This window comes from Sinorhizobium sp. GQ132 (assembly GCF_059758575.1).
The window spans coordinates 1-15,641 of record NZ_JCAXDX010000014.1; the positions used below are offsets into that span (position 1 = coordinate 1).

Consider the following 15,641-nt stretch of genomic DNA (forward strand, 5'->3'; position numbering starts at 1 on the left):
ACTAGCGGCCGATGCGACCGTCGACGAGCGATTGCGACAGAGGGGCCGGCCGCTCGGCCTTCGTGCTGATGCTGACGGTGGAACCGGTATCGGCCGCCTTGTGGAACGCTTCCATGACCTCCAGCACGTGCAAGGCGAGGTCTCCGTTTGCCCGGTGCGGCCGGCCCGAGCGGATCGCATGTGCCATGTCGGCCACCCCGATCGAGCGGTAGTTGCCGTCGGCATAGGGCTCGCTCGTCGCGGTCTGCTCGAAGGTGCCGCCCTTTTTCAGTAGCTCGATCTGGCCGCCGAAATGGTTCGGATCCGGGACGATCAGCGTGCCCTCGGTTCCATAGAGCTCGAGAGGCACATGCCTGTGGCCCGCCACATCGAAGCTCATGCCGATCTGCACGACGGCTCCATTCTCGAAGGCCATGATGCCGGCGACATGGGTCGGCACGCGGACGGGGATGCGTTCGCCGTTGCGCGCCTCGCTGGTGATGGTCCGCTCCTTCCGTGCCGCCGTCGCAAATCCGGCAACCTTGGCGACGGGGCCAAGGAGGTTGACGAGGTCGGTGATGTAGTAGGGACCCATATCGAGCATCGGCCCGCCGCCGACGTCGTAATAGAAGTCCGGATTGGGATGCCAGCGCTCGTGACCCGGGCACATGAAGGTGGCGGTGCCGCCGACGGGCGTGCCGAGCACGCCGGAATCGACGATTGCGCGTGCCGTCTGATGCGAGCCGCCGAGAAAGGTGTCCGGGGCGGCGCCGATCCGCAGGCCTTTCTCGCGAGCCAGCGCCACCAGCTTGCGTCCGTCAGCGAAGTCGGTGGCGAGCGGCTTTTCGGAATAGGTGTGCTTGCCGGCCTCGAGGACCTGCATGGCGACGGCCACGTGCGCCTTCGGCACGGTCAGGTTGACGATGAGCTCGATCGACGGGTCCGCGAGGAGATCGGCGACGCTGCGGGCCTCGACCTTGAACTCCGCCGCGCGCTCTTCGGCAAGGTTGCGGTTCAGGTCGGCGATGCCGCGGATGTCGAGGATCGGAAAGGCTGCCATCGCCTTCAGATAGGCCGACGAGATGTTGCCGCAGCCGATGATGCCGATACCGAGTTTTTCCATCAGTCTCCTCCCGAAATGGATACATAAGTTCGGCGCAGCGCATCAAAGCGCCGGTGCCGGTCCGGTCGTCCCCCAGGGGGACTCGTAGAGTTCGCAGAGCGCCACGACCGCCGCCCCCTGAGCCCAGGTCTCGTCGGCCGATTCGTCGAAGACGAGTTCGGCCACCGTCGAGATCGAGGGCGGGATCGCGTTCTGAAAGGACCGGCGGATGCTCTCCACGAAAACGGTGCCGAGCGACAGGCTCGAACCGACGATGACGACGCGCGGCGGTCCGAACAGCGTAACTATGTTGGCGACGGCGAGCCCGACCGCTTCTCCGGCCCGCGAGGCGGCCGTGGTCAGCGCTTCGTCCTCGGCCGCGATCAGCATCTGCGCATGCGTCATGCCCCGTCCGAGGCGCACCGCCTCGGCGAACCGCCCGTCCATCGGGTGTTCGCCGAGAATCGCGTTCTCCCCGGCGAGCGTCGAAAGGCGGACGGTACGGCTCTCGCCGACGCCGAGCACAAGATCGCCGAGATTGTGGCTCAGGCCCCCGGCGCCTCGGAAAAGCTGGCCGCCATGCAGCACGCCAAGCCCGAGGGTCTGCTCCAGCGAAACGAGAACCATATCGTCGAGGTCGCGGGCGCGACCGAACCAGTGATGGGCAAGCGTGATGGCGTGCGCGTCGCTCTCGACGATCGTCGGGACGTTGAGCCTGCTCGTCATTTCGCTTGCGAAATCGACGTCCGTTTCCCGGAAGATCGGGCTGGAGCGGACGTGACCGGTGCGGTGTTCGACCACGCCCGGCAGGCCGATGCAGATCGAATCGATGTCGTCGAGCGAAAGGTCGGCGTCGACCACGCAGCGGCGCACGCCGTCCTCGATCAGATCGGCGATGACGGCGATCGGCTGGCGGTCGACCCGGATCGGCAAAGTCAGGTCGGAGAGCACTTCGCCGCGAAAGTTGGTGACGGCGAAAACCATACGATTGGCGGCGATCTTGGCACCGACGACGCGAGCGGCCTCCGGGTCGAGCTCCAGCATGACGCGCGGGCGGCCCCTTGCGGCAGCGTTGCGGATATCGCCCTCGTGCCGGGTCAGGATGAGGCCGTCGTCAAGCAGCGACGCGGTGATCGCGGAAACGGTGGTCGTGGACAGTTCGGTGCGTTCGCTGATCTCGACGCGTGAAATGGGGCCGTGCCGGCGGATCGTATCGAGCACGTTGAAGCGATTTATCGCGCGCATCAGTTCGGGATCGGCGGTCTTCATCGGTCTTCAGTATGCTCGCATGCTGGATTGGTTGGCTGGGCGGGGTGAAATCATTTAGCAGGAATACGAATTAAATAACGGGCAATTAGCGCCTCCTGTCAAGCGGAGCTCCCGAAATATTCGCGAGGGCTGTTGACATTTGCCGGCATCTCCTCTGAATTAATCCGCATTGGGGACAAAATGAAGAGGACGTTTTGGCCCCTTGAAGGAGTTTGGGAGGAGAAAGATGATGATGCTCGAACGCGGGTCGGCGCCTCTGCGCGCCACCAGACTTTCCGCGCTTGCTGCCGTAGCCGGCATGGCGCTTCTCTTCGATGCGAGCCACGCATCCGCCGATACGGTGGTCAGGTGGCTTCATCTGGAGACTGTTCCGGCCTATTTAAAGATGTGGGAGGACATCGCCGCAAAGTACGAATCGGAACATGCGGGCGTCGATATTCAGCTCCAGTTCCTGGAAAACGAGGCATTCAAGGCGAAGCTGCCGACGCTTCTGCAGTCGGATGACGCGCCCCATTTCTTCTATAGCTGGGGTGGCGGCGTGCTGAAGCAGCAATCCGAGACCGGGGCGCTCATGGATCTGACGGAGGCGATGCGCGCCGACGGCGGCGCCTGGGAGAAGAGCTACAATCCCGCTGCGCTCAAGGGCTTCACCTTTGACGACAGAATTTATGCGGTTCCCTTCAAAATGGGAACGATCAGCTTCTTCTATAACAAGGAGCTCTTTCAGAAGGGTGGCGTCAAGGCCGAGGACATCAAGACCTGGGACGATTTCCTCACGGCCGTGAAGACGCTGAAGGAGGCCGGTATTACGCCGATCGCCGGCGGCGGCGGCGACAAGTGGCCGTTGCATTTCTACTGGAGCTACCTGGTCATGCGCAATGGCGGCCAGCAGGTCTTCGAGGATGCCAGGAACAACGAGGGCGAGGGCTTCCTGCATCCGTCGATCATCAAGGCCGGCGAGCAGCTCGCCGAGCTCGGCAAGCTCGAGCCGTTCCAGGGCGGTTATCTCGGCGCGAGCTGGCCGCAGACGCTCGGCCTGTTCGGCGACGGCAAGGCGGCGATGATCCTGAGCTTCGAGACGACCGAAGCCACCCAGCGCGCCAATTCCGGCGACGGCAAGGGCCTCGCGCCAGAGAATATCGGCCGCTTTCCCTTCCCCGCCGTCGAGGGCGGGGCGGGTGCTGCCACCGACACACTGGGCGGTCTCAACGGCTGGGCGGTAACCAAAAATGCTCCGCCTGAAGCGCTGGATTTCCTGCGCTACCTGACCAATGCGGAAAACGAGCGGCTGATGGCGAGCATCGGCATGATCGTCCCGGCGGCGGCAGGGGCCGAGGATGGCGTCACCAACCCGCTGGTGCGGGCTTCGGCCGACCAGCTCGCGGCCTCTACCTGGCACCAGAACTATTTCGACCAGGATCTCGGCCCCTCCGTCGGCCGCGTCGTGAACGACGCTTCGGTCGAAATCGTCTCCGGACAGATGTCCTCGGAAGAGGCGGCCCGGATGATCCAGGACGCCCGCGAACTCGAATGAGTGCGTAAGCGAGGGCGGCGGGAGCTCCCGCTGCCCGGCTTTCCTTCGACCATCCGGAACGAAAGGTGCGAGGACCAGATGACCGACGCGACTGCGACGATCACCGCGGTGCCGGCCACGGCAAGCCGCAAGAAAGTGCGGTACAAGAGCCCGACCGTGCGCGGGCGCCTGCCGGTGCTCATCCTCTTTCTGCCGCCGGCCCTGCTGCTGTTCACGGTCTTCGTCATCCTGCCGATGGGAGAGGCGGCCTGGTACAGCCTCTATCGCTGGAACGGCTACGGAACCCCGACGCAGTTCGTAGGCCTGCGCAATTTCGAGGTGCTGTTCAACAATGCGGCCTTCTCGCGGGCGCTGATCAACAACGGCATCATCATTCTCGTTTCGGCGCTCCTGCAGATTCCGCTCGCCCTCTGGCTTGCTATGATGCTCGCGCACAGGATCGCCGGCGTCGTCGCCTTCCGGCTGATCTTCTTTCTGCCCTACGTGCTGGCGGATGTCGCGGCCGGGCTCATCTGGCGTTTCGTCTATGATGGCGACTACGGGCTAGTGGCCGCGGTCGCCGGCTTCTTCGGCGTCGCCACCCCCTACGTGCTCGCCGACCGCAGCCTTGCCATCTATGCGGTGCTTGCCGTGATCATCTGGAAGTATTTCGGCTTCCACATGATGCTGTTCATCGCCGGCCTGCAGGCGGTCGACAGGAGCGTGCTCGAAGCTGCCGAGATCGACGGAGCGACCGGTTGGCAGAAATTCCGCTACGTGACCCTGCCGCTCCTCGGCTCGACCGTCAGGCTGTCGATCTTCTTCGCCGTCATCGGATCGCTGCAGCTCTTCGACCTCGTCATGCCCCTCACGGGCGGCGGGCCGTCGAACTCGACGCAGACCATGGTGACCTTCCTCTACACCTACGGCGTCACCCGCATGCAGGTGGGGCTCGGAAGCGCGGTCGGCGTGGTCCTCTTCGTCATCTGCGTCACGCTCGCTTTCGGCTACAAACGGATATTCATGCGCCATGACTGACACGACTTCTTCCGTTCGCATGACCGCAGCCACCCGCCTCTATCTCTACGTGTCGCTGTCGCTGGTGGCGATGGTGGTCCTGCTGCCCCTGGTCACCACGGCGCTCGGCGGCTTCAAGTCGCTCGGCGATCTGCGCGTCAATCCGTTCGGCCTGCCTTCCGAATGGCTGTGGTCGAACTATCTCGATATCCTTTTCGGCGACCGCTACTGGCGGCAGATGCTGAACTCGCTGTTCATCGCGGCCATAACGGTGGCGCTGACCGTCATCGTTTCGGCCATGGCCGCCTTCACCTTCGCCCATGTCAGGTTCTTCGGTTCGAACCATTTGCTGAACTATTTCCTGATCGGGCTCATGTTCCCGGCGGCAACGGCGATCCTGCCGCTCTTCATCCGCATCCGCGATCTCGGCCTGCTCGACACCTATTGGGGCGTGATCCTGCCTCAGGTGGCCTTCGGCCTCGGCATGAGCATCCTGCTTTTCCGCAATTATTTCCGGAACCTGCCGGAAGAACTCTTCCAGGCCGCCTTCGTCGACGGCTGCGGCTACATCCGCTTCTTCTGGTACATTTCCCTTCCGCTTTCCCGCCCCATCGTCTCGACGGTCGGCATCATCACCTTCGTGCATAGCTGGAACAGCTACATCCTGCCGCTGATCATGCTGAACACGGAGGCGAAATATCCCTGGCCGCTCGGCATCATGGTCTATCGCGGCGAGTTCGGCACCGATTGGCAGCTCGTGCTCGCCTTCATCACGCTGACGATCCTGCCGACGGTGATCGTCTTCTTTCTCGCCCAGAAGCACATCATCGCAGGCCTGACGGCCGGCGCGGTGAAATCCTGAGCCCTTTCCTGACGCGTCGTTCCAAGGAGAAAGCATATGGCATCGGTCGAACTCAGGGACATCCGCAAGAGCTATGCTGCGCTCGAGGTGGTCCACGGCGTGTCTCTCTCGATCGCGGAGGGCGAATTCATCGCGCTCGTCGGTCCGTCCGGCTGCGGCAAATCCACGTTGCTGCGCATGATCGCCGGATTGGAAGAGATCAGCGACGGCGAGGTGCTGATCGGCGGCAAGGTGGTCAATCCGCTGACGCCGCGCGAGCGCAACATCGCCATGGTCTTCCAGTCCTACGCGCTCTACCCGCACATGTCGGTGGCCGAGAATATGGGCTTCAACCTCAAGCTCTCCGGTCTCCCGCGTCCCGAGATCGACAGAAAGGTCAGCGAGGCGGCGCGCATGCTGGCGCTGACGGAGCTTCTCGATCGCAAGCCGAGCCAGCTTTCCGGCGGCCAGCGCCAGCGCGTCGCCATGGGCCGCGCGATCGTCCGCGACCCGGCCGTCTTCCTGTTCGACGAACCGCTCTCCAATCTCGATGCCAAGCTCCGGGTGCAGATGCGCACCGAGATCAAAGCCTTGCATCAGAAGGTCGCCACCACCTCGATCTACGTGACCCACGACCAGATCGAGGCGATGACGCTCGCCGACCGCATCGTCGTCTTGAACGGCGGCAGGATCGAGCAGGTGGGCACGCCGCTGGAGCTCTATCGCACGCCCGCCAACCTCTTCGTCGCGGGTTTCATCGGTTCGCCGGCCATGAACGTGCTCGACGGAACGGTCGATGCCGATAACGGGGAGCCGGCGGTGCGCCTCGGCGACGGGTCGGCGATCCGCATCGCGCCCGAGCGCAAGGTGCGGCCCGGGCAGGCGGTCCGGATCGGACTGCGCCCGGAACATTTCGTCGCGGGCGGGGAGGGCAATGCCATTGCCGGCCAGACGCTGCTGGTCGAGCCGACCGGTGCCCAGACGCATGTGCTTTTCGAATTTGCCGGCGAACAGATAACCGCCGTCGTCGACGGCGACCACCCCGCCCGCCATGGTTCCCTCTTCAAGGCGGCGATGGACCGCAGCCAGGTCTATGTCTTCGATAGGCAGACGGGCGCGGCACTGTGAGCATCACACCCGGCTGTCCGCCCGGGCGGGCCATGTCCGCGTGAAGGCACATGCGCGCGAATCCGCCGGGCGTCTCAATCCTGCAACTGCCGGACGCGAAATGGCTTGCCTTGATTTGAAAGGTGGTTTTGCTGTAATTCGGCCTATATTATCGCGTTGCGTTATGGTTCGCGGACAATATCGGGGGTAAAGATATGCGGGTTTCACATGCGGCGGCCGGGTTGGCGGTTGTACTTGCGCTAGCCGGATGCCAGCGGACGTCCTTCGGTGGTTTCGGATCTCAGGATGTTTCTCGCGCTCCCGCTCCCCTGCAGGCGCAGCCCGTACCTTCCGTCTCCGCGGGGCAACTGCCGCCTCCGGCGGGGGCGTCGCAGTTCCCGGCCGCACCGACGACAGGCACCGCAGCGCCCGGCGCGGCGGCCGGCACGGAAGTGGCCGCCGCCACCAATGCGCTCGACGTGACGAAGGAGTCGATGGTCGGCAACTGGCGCGTTTCGAGCGCCGGCAGTTCCTGCGACATGTTCCTGACGCTCACCAATCTCGGCAGCGGTTCGCGCGGCGGCACGCGCGGCTGCGCCGGCGAGCTGACGGCCATGGGATCCTGGGAAGTGGCGGGCAAGCAGGTCGTGCTCAAGGACCGCAGCGGCAATCCGATCGCCCGGCTCTACAAGACGGCCGATGCGCGCTTCGACGGCTCGACCAATGGCGGGCAGCCGGTCAGCCTCAGCCGCTAGGGCGGAGGAGAAGTGTGTGCGGTTTCGCCCGCATCCCGCATCTCAACTTGCAAGAATTGATCACGACCGGCGATACGGCTCTGCGGCTTTCCAAGGCCTTTGGTACGACGCCGGAATTCTGGATTAATCTCCAAAGCCATTATGAACTGGAACGCGCGCGTGATGCCGCAGGTGATCTGAGCATTTCTCCGCTTCACGCCGCATGATAGACCAAAGCCGCAAAACCACGAAACGGTAGAAGCGCATCGTGCTCAATCCCGACGACAGCATTCTTCGCAAGCTCGAGGCGCTCGTTGCCGCCGGCGAGCGGCAGCGCGACCCGGCTCAATTCGCAATCGCAAGACGGCTCGACAGCCTGACGGCAAAGCTCCTGGCGAGCCGCCCCTCGCGCAAGACCAATGCGCTCGGCTGGCTCTTTGCGGCGCGCAAAAAGGACCAGCCGCCGGTCAAGGGGCTCTATATCCACGGCGGCGTCGGGCGCGGCAAGACCATGCTGATGGACATGTTCTTCGACGCCGTGCCGATCCAGCGCAAGCGCCGCGCCCATTTCCACGAATTCATGGCCGATGTGCATGAGCGCATCTACAGGCACCGGCAGAAGCTCAAGAACGGCGAGACCAAGCAGGCCGATCCGATCCCGCCCGTCGCTTCCGATCTCTTCGGCGAAGCGCGGCTCCTGTGTTTCGACGAGTTCACCGTCACCGACATCGCCGATGCGATGATACTGGCGCGGCTCTTCGGCGAACTGTTCGCCAAGGGCTGCGTGCTTGTCGCGACCTCAAACGTCGAGCCGGACAATCTCTATCGCGACGGCCTCAATCGCGGTCTCTTCCTGCCGTTCATCGATCTTCTGAAGGCGAATGCCGAGATCATCTCGCTCGACACGGAAACGGATTATCGTCTGGGCAAGACCGATGGCACGCCCGTCTGGCTGTCGCCGCTCGGGCCGGAAACGGAAGCCGCCATGGATCGCGCCTGGTATCGGGAAACGGGCGGAGCGCCGGTCGCCTCGGCCGAGATCGGCCGCAAGGGGCGCACGATCCGCGTGCCGGCGGCCGCCGGCCGGGCCGCGCGGTTCACCTTTGCAGACCTGTGCGCGCAGCCGCTCGGCGCCGCCGACTACCTTGCGATCGTCGCGCAGTACAGCACCATCTTCCTCGACCACGTTCCGCATCTCGGGCCGCACCTGCGCAACGAGACGAAGCGCTTCATCATCCTGGTCGACGCTCTCTATGATCAGGGCGCCCGCCTGTTCGCCTCGGCTGACGCCGAACCGCAGCATCTGCTGACCGCCAGGAAGGGCACCGAAGGCTTTGAATTCGACCGTACGGTTTCGCGTCTCATCGAGATGCAAAGCCAGGATTACGCTGCGGCTCACCCGCACGATTCAGCGGAGGAATGACGCTCAGGCGACAAGGATTCTTACGTTTACGTAAGATTTTTACGATCTAACCGATTGAATTTGTTCTGCCCAAAAGTATCGATTGATATTTTTCGCTTTGCCGTTTAAGGGCTTCGGCGAAGGTTTGGCGTTTGCCGCGTTTCAGGCCTTGATCATTTGGGATCACAAAGGAAGCACTTTCATGGCGCGCAACAAGATCGCACTTATCGGTTCGGGGATGATTGGTGGCACGCTGGCGCATCTCGCCGGCCTGAAGGAACTGGGCGACATCGTCCTCTTCGACATTGCCGACGGCATTCCCCAGGGCAAGGGCCTCGACATCGCGCAGTCCTCTCCGGTCGAGGGCTTCGATGCATCGATGACCGGTGCGAGCGACTATTCCGCGATCGAGGGCGCCGACGTCTGCATCGTCACCGCCGGCGTGCCGCGCAAGCCCGGCATGAGCCGCGACGATCTGCTCGGCATCAACCTCAAGGTCATGGAACAGGTCGGCGCCGGCATCAAGAAATACGCTCCGAACGCCTTCGTCATCTGCATCACCAACCCGCTCGACGCCATGGTCTGGGCGCTGCAGAAGTTCTCCGGCCTGCCGAAGAACAAGGTCGTCGGCATGGCCGGCGTGCTCGACTCTTCGCGCTTCCGGCTCTTCCTTGCGGAGGAGTTCAACGTCTCGGTCAAGGACGTCACCGCTTTCGTGCTCGGCGGCCATGGCGACACCATGGTGCCCCTCGCGCGCTATTCGACCGTCGCCGGCATTCCGCTGCCCGACCTGATCCAGATGGGCTGGACCACCAAGGAAAAGCTCGACCAGATCATTCAGCGCACCCGTGACGGCGGCGCCGAGATCGTCGGCTTGCTCAAGACCGGCTCGGCCTATTATGCGCCGGCCGCCTCGGCGATCGAAATGGCCGAGGCCTACCTCAAGGACAAGAAGCGCGTGCTGCCCTGCGCCGCCCATCTCTCCGGCCAGTATGGCGTCAAGGACATGTATGTCGGCGTCCCCACCGTGATCGGCGCCGGCGGCATCGAGCGCATCATCGAGATCGACCTCAACAAGGGCGAGAAGGAAGCCTTCGACAAGTCGGTCGCGGCCGTCGCCGGCCTTTGCGAAGCGTGCATCAACATCGCACCCAGCCTGAAGTAACCGCCATCCGGCCTATCAGACAGGAAAGAACCAATGAACATCCATGAATACCAGGCCAAGGCTCTGTTGAAGAGCTATGGCGCGCCGGTCGCGGAAGGCGTCGCGATCTTCTCCGCCGACGAGGCCGAAGCGGCTGCGAAGAAGCTGCCGGGACCGCTTTACGTGGTGAAGAGCCAGATTCATGCCGGCGGCCGCGGCAAGGGCAAGTTCAAGGAACTCGGCCCCGATGCCAAGGGCGGCGTGCGCCTGGCCAAGTCGGTGGATGAGGTCGTCGCCAATGCCAAGGACATGCTCGGCAACACGCTGGTGACCAAGCAGACCGGTCCGGCCGGCAAGCAGGTCAACCGCCTCTATATCGAGGACGGCGCCGATATCGACCGCGAACTCTATCTCTCGATCCTCGTCGACCGCTCCGTGGGCCGGGTGGCCTTCGTCGTTTCGACCGAGGGCGGCATGGACATCGAAGCGGTCGCCGAACATACGCCGGAGAAGATCGTCACCGTCGCGATCGATCCGGAAAAGGGTGTGACCGCTGAAAATCTGAAGACGCTCGCCGACGCGCTGAAGCTCGAAGGCGAAGCGCGCGCCGATGCCGAGAAGCTCTTCCCGATCCTCTACAAGGCATTCGTCGAAAAGGACATGAGCCTGCTCGAGGTCAATCCGCTGATCGTCATGACGAACGGCCGGATGCGCGTCCTCGACGCCAAGGTCTCCTTCGACGGCAACGCCCTCTTCCGCCATGAGGACGTGGTCGCGCTGCGCGACACGACGGAAGAGGACGACAAGGAAATCGAGGCGTCGAAATACGACCTCGCCTATGTCGCCCTGGACGGCAATATCGGCTGTATGGTCAACGGCGCCGGTCTCGCAATGGCGACGATGGACATCATCAAGCTCTACGGCGCCGAGCCTGCGAACTTCCTCGATGTCGGCGGCGGTGCCTCGAAGGAAAAGGTCACCCAGGCCTTCAAGATCATCACGGCCGATCCGGCGGTGAAGGGCATCCTCGTCAACATCTTCGGCGGCATCATGAAATGCGACGTCATCGCCGAGGGCGTGCTTGCAGCGGTCAAGGAAGTCGGCCTCAAGGTGCCGCTCGTCGTGCGCCTGGAAGGCACCAATGTCGAGCTCGGCAAGAAGATCATCAATGAATCGGGCCTCAACGTGATTTCCGCCGATGATCTGGACGACGCCGCCCAGAAGATCGTTGCAGCCGTGAAGGGAGCCTGAGGTTTCATGTCCATCCTGATCAACAAAGACACCAAGGTTCTCGTTCAGGGCCTGACCGGCAAGACCGGTACCTTCCACACCGAGCAGGCACTCGCCTATAACGGCACCAAGATGGTCGGCGGCATCCACCCGAAGAAGGGCGGCGAGACCTGGACCGGTGCCAAGGGCGAGCAGCTGCCGATCTTCGCGACGGTCGCCGAGGGCCGCGATGCGACCGGCGCCAACGCTTCCGTCATCTATGTCCCGCCGGCCGGTGCCGCTGCGGCGATCATCGAAGCGATCGATGCGGAAATCCCGCTCATCGTCTGCATCACCGAGGGCATTCCAGTCGCCGACATGGTGAAGGTCAAGGCCCGGCTCGAAAAGTCGTCTTCGCGCCTCATCGGCCCGAACTGCCCGGGCGTGCTGACGCCGGACGAGTGCAAGATCGGCATCATGCCGGGCAACATCTTCCGCAAGGGTTCGGTCGGCGTGCTTTCGCGCTCCGGCACGCTGACCTACGAGGCGGTGTTCCAGACCACCAATGAAGGCCTCGGCCAGACGACGGCAGTCGGCATCGGCGGCGACCCGGTCAAGGGCACCGAGTTCATCGACGTGCTGGAAATGTTCCTCGCAGACGACGAGACCAAGTCGATCATCATGATCGGCGAGATCGGCGGCTCGGCCGAAGAGGAAGCGGCGCAGTTCCTGAAGGACGAGGCGAAGCGCGGCCGCAAGAAGCCGATGGTCGGCTTCATCGCGGGCCGTACCGCGCCTCCCGGCCGCACGATGGGCCATGCCGGCGCCGTCATCTCCGGCGGCAAGGGTGGTGCGGAAGACAAGATTGCGGCGATGGAATCGGCCGGGATCCGCGTCTCGCCTTCGCCCGCACGCCTCGGCAAGACGCTGGTCGAAGTCCTGAAGGGCTGACGAACAATCCCGCGGCGCCCGCGCGTCCTGCCGGACGCATCAAGGTCGCCGTGGCACTTTGCAGCGGGGCGGCAGGCCATGCCGCCCCATTGGAGCCACGAAAGATACGATGATGAGCGTCAAGTCCGGTGCAGATGGCGAACAGCCGGAACCGGGCCGACGCAGCCGGAACGACGCGCGTGACCGTTGAAGGGCGCCGATCCGGCAGAAGGCAAACACGACCGGGACAACCCGGCACACCAACTTAAGTCAGGAGGCGGGCTGAAGTCCGCGATAGACCATGACAAGGCAAGAGGCCAACGAGCAATTCCAGCTCACATCCTTTCTGGACGGCGCCAATGCCGCCTATATCGAGCAGCTCCATGCGCGCTATGAAGCGGACCCCTCATCCGTTTCGGCCGAGTGGCAGTCCTTCTTCAAGGCGCTTGCCGACCGGCCCGAAGATGTGGTGAGGGCGGCCAAGGGCGCCTCCTGGAAGAAGCAGAACTGGCCGATTCCCGCCAATGGCGAACTCGTCTCGGCCCTCGACGGCGACTGGGGCACGGTCGAGAAGGTCATCGAAAAAAAGGTCAAGGCGAAGGCCGAGGAAGCCGCAGCCGCTGCCGGCGTGGCGCTCAGCGAGGCCGAGGTGCATCAGTCGACGCGCGATTCCGTCCGCGCCATCATGATGATCCGCGCCTATCGCATGCGCGGCCACCTGCACGCCAAGCTCGACCCGCTCGGCCTTGCCGATCCGGTCGAGGATTACGACGAACTCTCCCCGAAGACCTATGGCTTCGAAGAGAAGGACTACGACCGCAAGATCTTCATCGACAACGTGCTCGGCCTCGAATATGCGACCGTGCGCGAGATGGTCGAGATCCTCGAGCGGACCTATTGTTCGACGATCGGCGTCGAATTCATGCATATGTCCAACCCGGAAGAGAAGGGCTGGATACAGGAACGCATCGAAGGCCCGGACAAGGGCGTCGAATTCACCCCCGAGGGCAAGAAGGCGATCCTGCAGAAGCTTATCGAGGCGGAAGGCTTCGAGCAGTTCATCGACGTCAAGTACAAGGGCACCAAGCGCTTCGGGGTCGACGGCGGCGAATCCCTGATCCCGGCGCTCGAGCAGATCATCAAGCGCGGCGGCCAGCTCGGCCTCAAGGAGATCGTGCTGGGCATGGCGCATCGCGGCCGCCTCAACGTTCTCTCGCAGGTCATGGCCAAGCCGCACCGCGCCATCTTCCACGAGTTCAAGGGCGGCTCCTACACGCCCGATGACGTGGAAGGCTCCGGCGACGTCAAATATCACCTGGGCGCTTCCTCGGACCGCGAGTTCGACGGCAACAAGGTCCACCTGTCGCTGACGGCAAACCCGTCGCACCTGGAGATCGTCAATCCGGTCGTCATGGGCAAGGCGCGCGCCAAGCAGGACCAGATGGCGACCGTATTCGAAGGCGACATCATTCCGCTGCGCGAACGCGTCAAGGTCATGCCGCTGATCCTGCACGGCGACGCGGCCTTTGCCGGCCAGGGTGTGGTCGCCGAAATTCTCGGCCTCTCCGGCCTGCGCGGGCATCGTGTTGGCGGCACGGTGCATTTCATCATCAACAACCAGATCGGCTTCACCACGAACCCGGCCTTCTCGCGTTCCTCGCCCTATCCGTCGGACGTGGCGAAGATGATCGAGGCGCCGATATTCCACGTGAACGGTGACGATCCGGAAGCGGTGGTCTATGCGGCCAAGGTCGCGACCGAATTCCGGATGAAGTTCCACAAGCCGGTCGTCATCGACATGTTCTGCTACCGCCGCTTCGGTCACAACGAGGGCGACGAGCCGGCGTTCACGCAGCCGAAGATGTACAAGGCGATCCGTGCGCACAAGACCGTCGTCCAGCTCTATTCGGACCGGCTGATCGCCCAGGGCCTGATCAGCGAAGGCGAAGTCGAGAAGATGAAGGCCGATTGGCGCGCCCATCTCGAACAGGAATTCGAGGCGGGTCAGTCCTACAAGCCGAACAAGGCCGACTGGCTCGACGGCGCCTGGTCGGGCCTGCGCACGGCCGACAACCAGGATGAGCAGCGCCGCGGGCGCACCTCGGTGCCGATGAAGCAGTTGAAGGAGGTCGGTCGCAAGCTGTCCGAAATTCCGGCCGGCTTCAGCGCGCACCGCACAATCCAGCGCTTCATGGAAAACCGCGCCAACATGATCCAGACCGGCGAAGGCATCGACTGGGCGATGGCGGAAGCGCTCGCCTTCGGTACGCTCGTGACCGAGGGCACCAAGATCCGCCTGTCCGGTCAGGATTGCGAGCGCGGCACCTTTTCCCAGCGCCATTCGGTTCTCTACGATCAGGAGACCGAAGAGCGCTACATTCCGCTCGCCAACCTGTCGCCGACCCAGGCACGCTACGAGGTCATCAACTCGATGCTCTCGGAAGAGGCCGTCCTCGGCTTCGAATACGGCTATTCGCTTGCTCGCCCGAACGCCCTGACGCTCTGGGAAGCCCAGTTCGGCGACTTCGCCAACGGCGCGCAGGTGGTCTTCGACCAGTTCATCTCGTCGGGCGAGCGCAAGTGGCTGCGCATGTCGGGCCTCGTCTGCCTGCTGCCGCACGGCTACGAGGGCCAGGGGCCGGAGCATTCCTCCGCCCGGCTGGAACGCTTCCTGCAGCTTTGCGCGGAAGACAACATGCAGGTCGCCAACGTCACGACCCCGGCGAACTATTTCCACATCCTGCGCCGTCAGGTGAAGCGCGATTTCCGCAAGCCGCTGATCCTGATGACGCCGAAGTCGCTGCTGCGTCACAAGCGGGCGGTCTCCAGCCTGTCGGAAATGGCCGGCGAGAGCTCCTTCCATCGTCTCCTCTGGGACGATGCCGAGGTCATCAAGGACGGTCCGATCAAGCTGCAGAAGGATTCGAAGATCCGTCGCGTCGTCATGTGCTCGGGCAAGGTCTATTACGACCTTCTGGAGGAGCGCGAGAAGCGCGGCATCGACGACATCTACCTGCTGCGCGTCGAGCAGCTCTATCCGTTCCCGGCCAAGGCGCTCATCAACGAGCTCAGCCGCTTCCGCAACGCGGAGATGGTCTGGTGCCAGGAAGAGCCGAAGAACATGGGCGCCTGGGCATTCATCGATCCCTATCTGGAGTGGGTCCTTGCCCATATCGATGCCAAGTACCAGCGGGTGCGCTATACCGGCCGTCCGGCCGCCGCTTCGCCGGCGACCGGCCTGATGTCCAAGCATCTGGCTCAGCTTGCCGCCTTCCTCGAGGATGCGCTGGGGGGCTGACCAAGCCCCTCACGGTCTGCCGCTCGCTGACGCGCTTTCAGCGTAGCGGTTTTCCGTCCGGGAGCGCGTAACTCGAAGAGCTAGAAACAGAAATCT

Annotated in this window: 12 protein-coding genes and 1 pseudogene; 11 read left to right on the forward strand and 2 right to left on the reverse strand. The window is 63.6% G+C overall.

The window, feature by feature from the left end; all coding sequences use genetic code 11:
• Nucleotide 1: 1 nt before the first annotated feature.
• Together AC6CIG_RS25410 and AC6CIG_RS25415 are read right to left on the reverse strand one after the other, a co-directional pair.
• Nucleotides 2-1,102, reverse strand: a complete 1,101-nt coding sequence (locus AC6CIG_RS25410) for a Gfo/Idh/MocA family protein (protein ID WP_127710621.1) — start codon at nucleotides 1,100-1,102, stop codon at nucleotides 2-4.
• Nucleotides 1,103-1,144: 42 nt separating this feature from the next.
• Nucleotides 1,145-2,350, reverse strand: a complete 1,206-nt coding sequence (locus tag AC6CIG_RS25415; protein WP_127710623.1) for an ROK family transcriptional regulator — start codon at nucleotides 2,348-2,350, stop codon at nucleotides 1,145-1,147.
• A gap of 229 nt (nucleotides 2,351-2,579) precedes the next feature.
• Between AC6CIG_RS25415 and AC6CIG_RS25420 the strand changes: the two genes are divergently transcribed.
• The 11 genes and pseudogenes from AC6CIG_RS25420 (at nucleotide 2,580) to AC6CIG_RS25470 (ending at nucleotide 15,545) form a co-directional block, all read left to right on the forward strand.
• Entirely contained in the window at nucleotides 2,580-3,884 is a 1,305-nt protein-coding gene (locus AC6CIG_RS25420) for an ABC transporter substrate-binding protein (protein WP_127710625.1), read from the forward strand.
• Nucleotides 3,885-3,962: 78 nt separating this feature from the next.
• Nucleotides 3,963-4,901 (forward strand): carbohydrate ABC transporter permease, encoded by a 939-nt coding sequence (locus AC6CIG_RS25425; RefSeq protein WP_127710627.1) that lies wholly within the window; start codon nucleotides 3,963-3,965, stop codon nucleotides 4,899-4,901.
• On the forward strand, nucleotides 4,894-5,742 hold the full coding sequence (locus AC6CIG_RS25430) for a carbohydrate ABC transporter permease (RefSeq protein WP_127710629.1): 849 nt from the start codon (nucleotides 4,894-4,896) through the stop codon (nucleotides 5,740-5,742). The genes AC6CIG_RS25425 and AC6CIG_RS25430 overlap by 8 nt, the downstream gene beginning before the upstream one ends.
• 36 nt (nucleotides 5,743-5,778) lie before the next feature.
• Complete coding sequence (locus tag AC6CIG_RS25435; RefSeq protein ID WP_127710631.1) at nucleotides 5,779-6,849, forward strand: ABC transporter ATP-binding protein; 1,071 nt, start codon at nucleotides 5,779-5,781, stop codon at nucleotides 6,847-6,849.
• 194 nt (nucleotides 6,850-7,043) lie between these two features.
• On the forward strand, nucleotides 7,044-7,583 hold the full coding sequence (locus AC6CIG_RS25440) for a protease inhibitor Inh/omp19 family protein (RefSeq protein WP_018097293.1): 540 nt from the start codon (nucleotides 7,044-7,046) through the stop codon (nucleotides 7,581-7,583).
• Between the two features lie 62 nt (nucleotides 7,584-7,645).
• A pseudogene (locus tag AC6CIG_RS25445) lies at nucleotides 7,646-7,789 on the forward strand (helix-turn-helix transcriptional regulator); the annotation flags it as partial.
• Between the two features lie 41 nt (nucleotides 7,790-7,830).
• Nucleotides 7,831-8,985 (forward strand): cell division protein ZapE, encoded by a 1,155-nt coding sequence (gene zapE / locus AC6CIG_RS25450; protein ID WP_127710632.1) that lies wholly within the window; start codon nucleotides 7,831-7,833, stop codon nucleotides 8,983-8,985.
• A 181-nt stretch (nucleotides 8,986-9,166) separates the two neighbouring features.
• Nucleotides 9,167-10,129, forward strand: a complete 963-nt coding sequence (gene mdh, locus AC6CIG_RS25455) for a malate dehydrogenase (RefSeq protein ID WP_018097290.1) — start codon at nucleotides 9,167-9,169, stop codon at nucleotides 10,127-10,129.
• A gap of 33 nt (nucleotides 10,130-10,162) precedes the next feature.
• Nucleotides 10,163-11,359, forward strand: coding sequence for an ADP-forming succinate--CoA ligase subunit beta (gene sucC / locus AC6CIG_RS25460; RefSeq protein ID WP_018097289.1), 1,197 nt, complete (start codon nucleotides 10,163-10,165; stop codon nucleotides 11,357-11,359).
• Between the two features lie 6 nt (nucleotides 11,360-11,365).
• Nucleotides 11,366-12,268 (forward strand): succinate--CoA ligase subunit alpha, encoded by a 903-nt coding sequence (sucD, locus tag AC6CIG_RS25465; RefSeq protein ID WP_003530262.1) that lies wholly within the window; start codon nucleotides 11,366-11,368, stop codon nucleotides 12,266-12,268.
• Nucleotides 12,269-12,548: 280 nt separating this feature from the next.
• Complete coding sequence (locus AC6CIG_RS25470; RefSeq protein ID WP_018097288.1) at nucleotides 12,549-15,545, forward strand: 2-oxoglutarate dehydrogenase E1 component; 2,997 nt, start codon at nucleotides 12,549-12,551, stop codon at nucleotides 15,543-15,545.
• Nucleotides 15,546-15,641 lie beyond the last annotated feature (96 nt).

Excerpts from the sequence above, each read along its gene's own strand:
- AC6CIG_RS25410 (WP_127710621.1), bottom strand. The coding sequence starts at position 1,102 with ATGGAAAAACTCGGTATCGGCATCATCGGCTGCGGCAACATCTCGTCG.
- AC6CIG_RS25415 (WP_127710623.1), bottom strand. The coding sequence starts at position 2,350 with ATGAAGACCGCCGATCCCGAACTGATGCGCGCGATAAATCGCTTCAAC.
- AC6CIG_RS25420 (WP_127710625.1), top strand. The coding sequence starts at position 2,580 with ATGATGCTCGAACGCGGGTCGGCGCCTCTGCGCGCCACCAGACTTTCC.
- AC6CIG_RS25425 (WP_127710627.1), top strand. The coding sequence starts at position 3,963 with ATGACCGACGCGACTGCGACGATCACCGCGGTGCCGGCCACGGCAAGC.
- AC6CIG_RS25430 (WP_127710629.1), top strand. The coding sequence starts at position 4,894 with ATGACTGACACGACTTCTTCCGTTCGCATGACCGCAGCCACCCGCCTC.
- AC6CIG_RS25435 (WP_127710631.1), top strand. The coding sequence starts at position 5,779 with ATGGCATCGGTCGAACTCAGGGACATCCGCAAGAGCTATGCTGCGCTC.
- AC6CIG_RS25440 (WP_018097293.1), top strand. The coding sequence starts at position 7,044 with ATGCGGGTTTCACATGCGGCGGCCGGGTTGGCGGTTGTACTTGCGCTA.
- mdh (WP_018097290.1), top strand. The coding sequence starts at position 9,167 with ATGGCGCGCAACAAGATCGCACTTATCGGTTCGGGGATGATTGGTGGC.
- sucC (WP_018097289.1), top strand. The coding sequence starts at position 10,163 with ATGAACATCCATGAATACCAGGCCAAGGCTCTGTTGAAGAGCTATGGC.
- sucD (WP_003530262.1), top strand. The coding sequence starts at position 11,366 with ATGTCCATCCTGATCAACAAAGACACCAAGGTTCTCGTTCAGGGCCTG.
- AC6CIG_RS25470 (WP_018097288.1), top strand. The coding sequence starts at position 12,549 with ATGACAAGGCAAGAGGCCAACGAGCAATTCCAGCTCACATCCTTTCTG.